The organism is Jiella marina (genome assembly GCF_024359545.1).
Taxonomy (GTDB): domain Bacteria; phylum Pseudomonadota; class Alphaproteobacteria; order Rhizobiales; family Rhizobiaceae; genus Jiella.
The window spans coordinates 744,214-754,947 of sequence record NZ_JAKQZG010000001.1 but is presented as its reverse complement, the minus strand read 5'-3'; the positions used below and the strand labels follow the sequence as shown (position 1 = coordinate 754,947).

Below are 10,734 nucleotides of genomic sequence, written 5' to 3'. Positions count from 1 at the left end.
ACCGTCTCATGCACGCAATGGCCTTCGTGGCCGCGCTCCTGGTGATTAGTCAGGCGGCACTTGCCCAGGCCGCCGACACGGACAGTGCGCGGGCAGACGAGAGCGAGCCGCGGCGGATCGCCGTGATGTCCGCCTTCGAACCGGAATGGCAGAGCCTGAAGGACGCCCTGAGGCAACCGGAGACGTTCGTCATCAATGGCAATCGCTTCGTCACGGGCACGCTTGAGGGCAAGGACGTCGTCCTGTTTCTGAGCGGCGTCAGCATGGTCAACGCGGCCATGACGACGCAGCTGGCGCTCGATCGGTTCAAGATCGAAGCCATCGTGTTTTCCGGGATCGCGGGCGGTGTCGATCCGCAGCTCGATATTGGTGACGCCGTCGTCGCGGAGCGCTGGGGACAATATCTCGAAGCGGTTTTCGCGCGCGGAGCCGAATCGGAATGGAGTTTGCCGAGTTTCGCCGACCAGCCCTTTCCCAATTTCGGCATGATTTTTCCGCAGCCGGTCGATGTCGTTTCGGGGCGCAGCGGAAGCGTCGAAGAGCGCTTCTGGTTTCCGGTGGATGGCGAACTGCTCGATGTCGCGCGCGAAGTGGCGAAGCAGGTGACGCTGGAGCGTTGCCTCGAGGCCGCAGACTGTCTCTCCGATGCGCCCGCAATCGTCGTGGGCGGTCAGGGCGTATCGGGCATGGCGTTCGTCGACAATGCCGAGTTCCGCGCCTACGTCTTCGATACCTTCGAAGCCTCAGTTCTCGACATGGAAAGTGCTGCGGTGGCCCATGTGGCCTATGCCAACCAGGTGCCCTTCATCGCGTTTCGAAGCCTGTCCGATCTCGCCGGCGGCGGCGAAGCCGAGAACGAAATGGGCACGCTCTTCGGCCTCGCTTCGCAGAACTCCGCCCGGGTGGTGCGGGCCTTTCTGACCGCCCTGCCGGAAAGGATGTGATCCACCAGGGCACCCGAGAACGAGGCGGATCATTCTGTCTGAACGGTCTCCGTGACCGGAAACGGGAGGTGGAAGACATGCGCAAGGATTGGCTGCCGGATCGAGTCGGGCGTCGGATGGCCGCTGCTGTCCTGGCCGTCCCGCTTTTCCTGCCGCAGCTCGTGTCGGCGGGTGAGGTGACGGTCGAGGGCGTCTCGGTCACGCAGACCGGTCCGGGAACCTATAGTTTCGCCGTTACGCTTCGCCATGCCGACGAGGGCTGGGACCATTATGCCGACCGGTGGGAGGTTCGCGGCGCGGACGGGACCGTTTTCGGCACGCGCACGCTCCTCCATCCCCATGTCAACGAGCAGCCCTTCACCCGCAGCGCCTTCGGGATCGAGATTCCCGAGGGGCTGAGCGAGGTGACGGTCGTCGGGCATGACAGTGTCCATGGCGACGGTACGCCTGTAACGGTCGAGTTGCCGGTTCGGGAATGACGACGCCGGGTCGCCGACGATGCATCAACCCGCGGACTGTGCCGGTGTAGCCTCATCAGCGAAGACATCGTGCCCCTTCTGGGACTGCACCTCGACGAAGACGCGGCGGATGATCGGGAAGGCCTCGCGTACCCGCGCTTCGATCTCGCTGACGATGGCCTCGATCCGTTGCGAGACCACATCGTCCTTGAAGTCGACGCTCATGGTGAGAAGCACGTCGCTCGGCCCGAGATGGAGGGTTCGCAGCTCGTTGACGGCGAGGATCTCGTCGCGTTTGGCAATCCGCCCGCGGATGGCCTTGTCGATGTCGGGACCGGCCGTTTCGCCGATGAGCAGGCCCTTGACCTCGATCGCCAGCAGGATTGCCGTCACGCCGAGCAGAATGCCGATCAGGATCGAGCCGATGGCGTCGAAGGCGTGAATGCCCGTCGACCAGGACAGGCCGATGCTGATTGCCGCGATCACGATGCCGATGCAGGCCGCGGTGTCTTCGAACAGAACGACAAAGACCGACGGATCCTTCATGCTGCGGAAGTCGCGCAGCAGGCTCTTGCCATCGCGTCTTTCGTTGAATTCCCGGGCGGCGACTGTCCATGAGTAGCCTTCGAAGCAGAAGGACATGAAGAGCACGATGAGTGCCACCAGGGGGGAGACCAACCCCTCGCTGTCGCTCGCGAGCAGACCGGCGACGCCTTCGTAGATGGAGAAGCCGGCGCCCATGGCGAAGAGGAAGATCGCCACGAGAAACGCCCAGAAATAGACTTCCGAGCCATAGCCGAACGGGTGTTTTTCGTCTGCCGGCTTCTCGGCCCGGCTCATGCCGATGAGCAGGAAGCCCTGATTGGCGGTGTCGATGATCGAGTGAATGCCTTCGGCGAACATGGCGGACGAGCCGGTGAACAGCGCTGCGCCCAGTTTCGTGACCGCGATCGCGACATTGGCGCCCATCGCGGCGAGGACGGCTTTCCTGCTGCCGCTGTCGTCGTGGGGCGCCTGGGCCTTTTGTTTCGATCGCGCCATCTGGTCCCTCCGAAAGCGGCTGGTTGCTGGAGCCTAAAGTCGCAGGCCAGCAAAAAGTTCGTCAGGAGTACAAAGTTCGAGGCGGCTTGCGCCGGGCTCGTCAGCGCCAGAAGGCTCAAGCGTCTGATTGCAGATGAAAAAGTGCCATCACGCCGTCGGCGACGAATTGGACCGCGAGGGCGGCGAGGAGAACCCCCAAGAGGCGCGAGATCACCGCCCGGCCCGTGGCGCCCAGAACACGATCGAGCCGATGGGCGACCGCCAGAAAGGCGAAATTCGCCAGAAGGGCGGAAAAGATGAGGGCAAGCAGGGCCGACTTGCCGGCGATGCCTTCGAGATTGCCGGCAAGCAGAATGACGGCGGAGATCGCGCCGGGACCCGCCATCAGGGGGATCGCCAGGGGAAACGCCGCGACGTCCGCCGTTTCGGACTCGTGGACGGCCCGATTGGCGCTCTTTTCGTGGCGTTCCCGGCGCCGCTCGAAGACGAGTTCGAAACCGATCCAGAAGAGGAACAGGCCACCGGCCACCCGGAAGGCGCCGAGCGTGATGCCGAGGGTCTCGAGAACCACGATCCCGGTCAGCGCGAAGAGCGCCAGGATCACGAAGGCGATCACCGTGGCGCGAAACGCGATCCGCGTGCGCTCCGCTTCGCTCGCGCCGGGCGTCAAGGCCAGAAACAGCGGCACGAGCCCCAACGGATCGAGAATGACGAAGAGCGTGGCGAAGCCGCTGAGAAGAATGTCGAACATCAAGCCTGCTTTGCAGCTTCGCCGTGGGGACAAATCATCTGGGCAGTCTGCGCGGTTCGCGGACAGACTGCAACGCGGCTGTCGAGGCCGAAGATTCGCTCACCTATACGGTCTCGTTCGACCGTTCCCGCGGACCAGTCACAGATTTCTTCGTTCGTCGTCATAAGCTTCTGAAATATCTGTTGGAATTTTGCGCGAGGAGGGCCGCTCAGATTTGCCCTGAGCGGCAGGGCGCGCTATAGCGGGCGCACAGATTTCATTCGATCGGGATAGTCTCTTGGCAGACGAAAACGACACGCCGCCTCCGCCGTCTTCCGGCGGCGGCATCGACAGTATTTCCATCATCGACGAGATGCAGCGCAGCTATCTCGATTACGCCATGAGCGTGATCGTTAGCCGCGCACTGCCGGATGTCCGCGACGGCTTGAAGCCGGTCCATCGACGCATCCTCTATGCGATGCACGAGATGGGGCTGAACTCGACCAAGTCCTATCGCAAGTCGGCGGGTGTGGTCGGTGAGGTGATGGGTAAGTACCATCCCCATGGCGACAGCGCGATCTACGACGCTCTGGTGCGCATGGCGCAGGACTGGTCGCTGCGTGCGCCGCTGATCGACGGGCAGGGAAATTTCGGTTCGATCGACGGCGATCCGCCGGCGGCCATGCGCTACACAGAGTGCCGGCTGCAGAAGATCGCCGATCCGATGCTGGAGGATATCGACAAGGAAACGGTCGATTTCCAGGAAAACTATGACGGGCGCGAGATGGAGCCGGTGGTCCTGCCGGCACGCTTCCCGAACCTCCTCGTCAACGGCTCCGGCGGCATCGCCGTCGGCATGGCCACGAACATTCCTCCACACAATCTCGGCGAGGTCGTCGACGGCTGTGTGGCGATGATCGAAAACCCGGCGATCACGCTGGAGGAACTGGTCGAGATCATTCCGGGACCGGATTTCCCGACCGGCGCTCTCGTGCTGGGCCGGGCCGGCATCATGTCGGCCTATTCGACCGGCCGCGGCTCGATCCTGATGCGCGGCAAGGTGCATATCGAGCAGATCCGCGGCGACCGCGAGGCCATCATCGTCACCGAAGTTCCCTATCAGGTGAACAAGGCGACGATGATCGAGAAGATGGCCGATCTCGTTCGCGACAAGCGGATCGAAGGCATTTCCGACATTCGCGACGAGTCCGATCGGGAGGGCTACCGCGTCGTCGTCGAACTGAAGCGCGACGCCTCCTCCGACGTCGTCCTCAATCAGCTGTATCGCTTCACCCCGCTGCAGACCTCCTTCGGCGCCAACATGGTGGCGCTCAATGGCGGCAAGCCTGAGCAATTGACGCTCACCGACATGCTCTCGGCCTTCATCGCCTTCCGCGAGGAGGTGGTGAACCGGCGGACCAAATACCTCCTGCGCAAGGCGCGGGAGCGGGCGCATGTGCTGGTCGGCCTCGCGATCGCCGTTGCCAATATCGACGAGGTGATCAAGCTCATCCGCGAGGCGCCGGATCCGGCCACCGCCCGCGAGCGCCTGATGTCCCGCAACTGGGAAGCCAAGGACGTCGCGCCGCTGATCCGGCTCATCGACGATCCGCGCCACCGCATTGCCGAAGACGGCACCTACCGGCTCTCGGAAGCCCAGGCCCGGGCGATTCTCGATCTGCGCCTGCAGCGCCTGACGGCACTTGGCCGCGACGAGATCGGCGACGAGCTCAACAAGATCGGGGCCGAGATCAAGGAGTATCTCGAGATCCTGTCGTCGCGGATCAAGGTCCGCGAGATCATCACGGCGGAACTCACCGCCATTCGCGACGAGTTCGCGACGTCCCGCCGCACGGAGCTTACTGAGGGCGCGGCGGACATGGAGGATGAAGACCTCATCCCCCGCGAGGATATGGTCGTCACCGTCAGCCATTCCGGCTACATCAAGCGCGTGCCGCTCGCGACCTATCGGGCCCAGCGCCGTGGCGGCAAGGGCCGCTCGGGTGTGTCGCTCAAGAACGACGAGGATTCGGTGACGCGTCTGTTCGTGGCGAACACGCACACGGCGGTCTTGTTCTTCTCCTCGCGCGGTATCGTCTACAAGGAGAAGGTCTGGCGGCTGCCGCTCGCCACGCCGCAATCGCGCGGCAAGGCGCTGATCAATCTCCTCCCGCTCGAAAAGGAGGAACGGATCACCTCGATCCTGCCGCTGCCGAGCGATGCCGAAGCCGCCGAGCGGCTGAACGTGATGTTCGCGACGACGCGCGGCACCGTCCGCCGCAACAAGCTGTCGGACTTCACCCAGGTGAACCGCAACGGCAAGATCGCCATGAAGCTCGAGGACGATGGTGACGAGATCCTGGCGGTCGCCACCTGTACCGAGGACGACGACGTCCTGCTGACGGCGTCCTCAGGCCAGTGCATCCGTTTCCCGACCACCGATGTCCGTGTCTTCGCCGGTCGCAACTCGATCGGCGTTCGCGGGATCTCGCTCGGCGCCGGCGAGAAGGTCGTCTCCATGGGCATTTTGCGCCATGTCGATGCGACGCCGGCGGAGCGCGCCTCCTATCTCAAGATGCGACGCGCCGTCGAAGGCGATGCTGCGGGCGAGGGGAACGGCGAGCCGCCGGTGGTCGAGGAGGAGGGCGTCGAGGACGTCGCCATCGATCAGGAGCGTTATGCCTATCTGAGCGCTCATGAGGAGTTCATCCTGACGATCAGCGAGTTCGGTTACGGCAAGCGCTCCTCGTCCTACGAATTCCGCACCAGCGGGCGCGGCGGCAAGGGCATCCGGGCAACCGATACCAATCGGCTCGACAAGCTTGGACCCCTGGTGGCCGGTTTCCCGGTCGAGGCCGAGGATCAGCTTCTGATGGTTACCGACAAGGGACAGGTCATTCGCGTCCCGATCCAGGGCATCGGGATGAAGGGTCGCTCGACCGGCGGCGTGACGATCCTGCGCACGGCGAGCGGCGAACGCGTCGTCTCCGTGGAGCGGATCCCCGACCAGGGCGCCGACGAAGCCGGTGAAGCCGAGGACGAGACCGGAGCGATCGAGGGCGAAGCCGATGGAGATGCTTCCGGCCCCGCAACGGACGGACCGGATGAGAGCGGGCCGGACGAGGAATAGGACTGAAGATGAAAAAAACCCTCGATCACAGCCGTGCTGCGATCGAGGGTTTTTTATGAACAGAACTGGCAGGCTTGTGCGACCGCGACAGACGCGATCTCGCCGGATTTGCGGCCTGCCGATTACGAGCGGTGACGGGGAGCGCGAAAGCCTGAATGATCCTTGGCGAGAACTTTGACGCGCGCCTCTTCGCGCTCGTCATTGAGCACGATGGCAGTTGCGGTCGCCAGCGTCATCAGCAACATCATCGACAGTGCGAGGATCAACATGTTCGGGCCTCCGTTTTGACCGAGAAACCGGTTTGTCTCGAATTTGTTCCAAACTTTCTCGGCATTTGGCCCCACATGACGGCGGGAACGTGTCAAGAATGGCACTGACACGGGGACTTTATCAAATCGTAATGTTGCCGTCGTGTTCCCCCTTGGGTGCGGCTGCCCATCGCGCCTGCGGTCAGGCGTTGTGAACCGGTAGAGACCAGAGGCTTTTGGAAAGAGCAGGTTACCATGACGAAGCGCGTCTTCTATCCGGGCTCCTTCGATCCGCTGACGAACGGCCACCTCGACATTCTCGCGCAGGCTCTGCGCCTTTTCGACACGGTGGTTGTGGGGATTGGCGTTCATCCGGGCAAGAAGCCGCTCTTCTCCTTCGAAGAGCGGGCCGATCTGATTCGTCGAGCGGTTGAACGGATTGGCGAAGATGCCGGCCGGATCGCGGTCGAGGCCTTCGACGGTCTCGTGGTCGAGGCGGCGAAAGAGGCTGGAGCGGTCGCTCTGGTGCGCGGGCTGCGGGACGGCAGTGATCTCGACTACGAGATGCAGATGGCGGGGATGAACGGTGCGATGGCGCCCGAGATCGCGACCATCTTTTTCCCCTCGACCCCGCAAACCCGGCCCATTACCGCCACATTGGTTCGCCAGATCGCCGGGATGGGCGGTGATGTTTCACACTTTGTTCCCGCCCATGTCGCCGAGGCGATCAGGGGGAAACTCGGCCGCATGTAAGGTGCGGCCAAAAGAAATTTGGGGTGACGACATGAAATATATCGCGACGCTCGGCCTGGCGGCCGCCCTGTCGATCTTTGCGGTGTCCGGGCTGGCGGCGCAGGAGGCCGATCCGGAAAACACGCTGGTGATTACCACGCAGGAAGGCGAGATCGACATCGCGCTCAGACCTGATCTGGCGCCGAACCACGTGGCGCGGATCAAGGAACTCGCGCGCGAAGGGTTCTATGACGGCGTGGTCTTCCACCGTGTGATCGAGGGCTTCATGGCCCAGACCGGCGATCCGACGGGCACCGGCATGGGCGGCTCCGAAAAGCCGGATCTGGACGCGGAGTTTTCGGACGAAGAGACTTTCGATCGTGGCACCGTAGGCATGGCACGCTCCCAGGATCCGAACTCGGCGAATTCGCAGTTCTTCATCATGCTCGCCGACGGCGATTTCCTCGACGGCCAGTACACGATCGTCGGCGATGTCGTGGAGGGCATGGACGTCGTCGACAAGATCAAGAAGGGCGACCCGCAGCAGAACGGGGCCGTCAGCGACCCGGACGCGATGGTCTCCGTGAAGGTCGCGGCCGACCAGGAGTAGTCCTATCAGCGCGAGGCGCCCCGGAAAGGGGCCTTGCGCCTTGGGATGAAAGCGACCAAACACCGGTCACGATCGCGGGGCCCGTTGATGGCCCCGCGGAACGACAGGTGAAGGAGGTAGGATTGGCCTACGAAAATCCCGAAGACACGCTGGTCCTTGAGACGACCAAGGGCAAGGTGGTCATCAAGCTCAGGCCGGATCTCGCGCCCAACCATGTGGCTCGGGTGAAGGAACTCGCTCGCGACGGCTTCTACGATGGCGTCGTGTTTCACCGCGTGATCGACGGTTTCATGGCGCAGACGGGCGATCCGACGGGCACCGGCATGGGCGGCTCGGACAAGCCGGACCTGAAGGCGGAGTTCTCCGCGGAATCGCACAAGCGCGGTACGGTTTCGGCCGCCCGCACCGCCCATCCGGACACGGCGAACTCGCAGTTCTTCATCTGCTTCGAGGACGCACCCTGGCTGAACAAGCAGTATTCGGTCTGGGGCGAGGTTATCGAGGGCATGGAGAATGTCGATCAGATCAAGCGCGGTGAGCCCGTGCGCGATCCCGACAAGATCACCACCATGCGCGTCGCCGCCGACCTCTAGAAAGGCCGGACGCCAGGAATGCGGGTCGAACTCTTCGATTTCGAACTGCCGGAGGAGCGGATCGCGCTCCGACCGGCGGTTCCGCGCGAGTCGGCCCGCCTTCTTCATGTGGGGGCAGGTGGCGCGCTCGGCGATTTCACGATTGCCGATCTGCCTCAACTCCTCGAACCCGGCGACGTTCTCGTCTTCAACGACACGAAGGTCATTCCGGCGCGACTTTCCGGCACGCGTCGCCGTGAGGGCGTGACGACCGGCGAAGGCATCGCGCGGATCGAGGCGACGCTTCACATGCGCATCGCACCCGATGGCTGGAAGGCTTTTGTCCGCCCGGCCAAGCGGGTCAAGGTTGGCGACCGGATCGTCTTCGGTGTGGGGAGCAGCAATGCCTGCCTGCTGGGCACGCTCCCGGCGGTCGTCGAGGAGAAGGGCGAGGCCGGCGAGGCAACCCTGCGCTTCGAACTGGAGGGGCCGGCTCTCGACGAGGCGATCGCCGCGATCGGCCACATCCCATTGCCGCCCTACATCGCCTCGAAGCGCCCGGACGACGCGGCCGACCGGCAGGACTATCAGACCATCTTTGCCCGTGAGAGCGGGGCTGTCGCAGCGCCGACCGCCGGACTGCATTTCACGCCCGACCTCATGGCGCGTTTCGACGCGCGCGGCGTGAAGACCGAATTCCTGACGCTCCACGTCGGAGCGGGAACCTTCCTGCCGGTGAAGGCCGACGACACCGACGAGCATCGCATGCATGCGGAGATCGGCCGGATCGATACTGCCACCGCCGATCGCCTGAACGCGGCCCGCCGGGCTGGCGGGCGCCTCGTCGCCGTCGGCACGACCTCGCTGCGCCTTCTCGAAAGCGCTGCCGGCGAGGATGGCACGATTTGGCCCTTTGCAGGGCCGACCGACATCTTCATCACGCCCGGCTATCGTTTTCGCGCCGTCGATCGGCTCGTCACAAATTTCCACCTGCCGCGTTCGACGCTGTTCATGCTCGTCTCGGCCTTTTCGGGCCTCGACACGATGCGCGCGGCCTATGCCCACGCGATCGAGAGCGGCTATCGCTTCTATTCCTATGGCGACGCCTGCCTTCTCGACAGGAATGCTCCTTGATGACCGCCGAATTCACGTTTCGATTGCTGGCCGAGGACGGCAAGGCCCGGCGCGGCGAGATCACCATGCCGCGCGGCACGGTCCGCACGCCCGCCTTCATGCCGGTCGGCACGGCGGGCACGGTCAAGGCCATGTATCTCGACCAGGTGCGCGACCTCGGCTCGGACATCATCCTCGGCAATGTCTATCATCTGATGCTGAGGCCCGGGGCCGAGCGCGTCGCGAAGCTCGGCGGCCTGCATGAGTTCGCCCGCTGGCCCCATCCGATCCTGACCGATTCCGGCGGGTTTCAGGTGATGTCGCTCGCCGATCTCAGAAAGCTCGACGAGAAGGGGGTGACCTTCCGCTCCCACGTGGATGGGGCGCCCCATTCGCTGACGCCGGAGCGCTCGATCGAGATCCAGGGACTTCTCGATTCCGACATCCAGATGCAGCTCGACGAATGCATCCGCCTTCCGGCGGAGCGCGCCGAGATCGAGCGGGCAATGGAGTTGTCGCTCAGATGGGCGGAGCGCTCTGCGACGGCGTTCGGCGACCAGCCGGGCAAGGCGATGTTCGGGATCGTCCAGGGCGGCGACCTTATCGATCTCAGGCTGCGCTCGGCCGAAGCGCTGGCGGCGATGGATCTGAAGGGCTACGCCGTTGGCGGGCTGGCAGTGGGCGAGCCGCAGGACGTCATGCTGGCGACGCTCGAGGAGACGGTGCCCGCGTTGCCGACACAGAAGCCCCGCTATCTGATGGGCGTCGGGACGCCGGACGATATCCTGAAGTCCGTTGCCCGCGGCATCGACATGTTCGACTGTGTGATGCCGACGCGGGCCGGCAGGCATGGTCTGGCCTATACCCGGCGCGGCAAGATCAATCTGAAGAATGCCCGCCACGCCGAGGACCCCCGGCCGCTCGACGAGGAATCGGACTGCCCTGCGGCGCGGGACTATTCCCGCGCCTATCTCCACCACCTCGTCCGGAGCAACGAGTCGCTCGGTGGCATGCTGCTCACCTGGAACAATCTCGCCTACTATCAGTCGCTGATGGCCGGAATTCGCCAGGCGATCGGCGAGGGCCGGGTCGCCGATTTTTCGGCCGAGACCGCAGAGACATGGGCCTTGGGCGATCTGCCCGCGCTCGGGTGAGA

At 64.1% G+C, this 10,734-nt stretch carries 11 protein-coding genes; 8 read left to right on the top strand and 3 right to left on the bottom strand.

Going from position 1 to position 10,734, the window contains the following annotated elements; all coding sequences use genetic code 11:
• Window positions 1–944 (top strand): 5'-methylthioadenosine/S-adenosylhomocysteine nucleosidase (locus MF134_RS03515; protein ID WP_369695403.1); only part of this gene is annotated, 944 nt, incomplete at its 5' end.
• A 77-nt stretch (window positions 945–1,021) separates the two neighbouring features.
• Complete coding sequence (locus MF134_RS03510; RefSeq protein WP_255337989.1) at window positions 1,022–1,423, top strand: hypothetical protein; 402 nt, start codon at window positions 1,022–1,024, stop codon at window positions 1,421–1,423.
• 24 nt (window positions 1,424–1,447) lie between these two features.
• Here MF134_RS03510 and MF134_RS03505 read toward each other — a convergent pair whose 3' ends face one another.
• On the bottom strand, window positions 1,448–2,443 hold the full coding sequence (locus tag MF134_RS03505; protein WP_255337988.1) for a cation diffusion facilitator family transporter: 996 nt from the start codon (window positions 2,441–2,443) through the stop codon (window positions 1,448–1,450).
• A gap of 115 nt (window positions 2,444–2,558) precedes the next feature.
• Entirely contained in the window at window positions 2,559–3,194 is a 636-nt protein-coding gene (locus tag MF134_RS03500) for a MarC family protein (protein WP_255337987.1), read from the bottom strand.
• A 352-nt stretch (window positions 3,195–3,546) separates the two neighbouring features.
• Between MF134_RS03500 and gyrA the strand changes: the two genes are divergently transcribed.
• A complete protein-coding gene (gene gyrA, locus MF134_RS03495; RefSeq protein ID WP_457589941.1) occupies window positions 3,547–6,303 on the top strand; it encodes a DNA gyrase subunit A in 2,757 nt (918 codons plus the stop codon).
• A gap of 122 nt (window positions 6,304–6,425) precedes the next feature.
• Here gyrA and MF134_RS03490 read toward each other — a convergent pair whose 3' ends face one another.
• Window positions 6,426–6,572 carry a hypothetical protein gene (locus MF134_RS03490; RefSeq protein ID WP_255337985.1) on the bottom strand — a complete coding sequence of 49 codons (147 nt, stop codon included), beginning with the start codon at window positions 6,570–6,572 and terminating at the stop codon, window positions 6,426–6,428.
• A gap of 234 nt (window positions 6,573–6,806) precedes the next feature.
• Between MF134_RS03490 and coaD the strand changes: the two genes are divergently transcribed.
• From coaD to tgt, 5 genes are all read left to right on the top strand, one after another.
• Window positions 6,807–7,304 (top strand): pantetheine-phosphate adenylyltransferase, encoded by a 498-nt coding sequence (coaD, locus tag MF134_RS03485; RefSeq protein WP_255337984.1) that lies wholly within the window; start codon window positions 6,807–6,809, stop codon window positions 7,302–7,304.
• Window positions 7,305–7,335: 31 nt separating this feature from the next.
• Window positions 7,336–7,893, top strand: coding sequence for a peptidylprolyl isomerase (locus MF134_RS03480; protein ID WP_255337983.1), 558 nt, complete (start codon window positions 7,336–7,338; stop codon window positions 7,891–7,893).
• 122 nt (window positions 7,894–8,015) lie between these two features.
• Entirely contained in the window at window positions 8,016–8,486 is a 471-nt protein-coding gene (locus tag MF134_RS03475; RefSeq protein ID WP_255337982.1) for a peptidylprolyl isomerase, read from the top strand.
• Between the two features lie 18 nt (window positions 8,487–8,504).
• On the top strand, window positions 8,505–9,599 hold the full coding sequence (queA, locus tag MF134_RS03470) for a tRNA preQ1(34) S-adenosylmethionine ribosyltransferase-isomerase QueA (protein WP_255337981.1): 1,095 nt from the start codon (window positions 8,505–8,507) through the stop codon (window positions 9,597–9,599).
• A complete protein-coding gene (tgt, locus tag MF134_RS03465; RefSeq protein ID WP_255337980.1) occupies window positions 9,599–10,732 on the top strand; it encodes a tRNA guanosine(34) transglycosylase Tgt in 1,134 nt (377 codons plus the stop codon). The genes queA and tgt overlap by 1 nt, the downstream gene beginning before the upstream one ends.
• The last annotated feature ends 2 nt before the right edge of the window (window positions 10,733–10,734 follow it).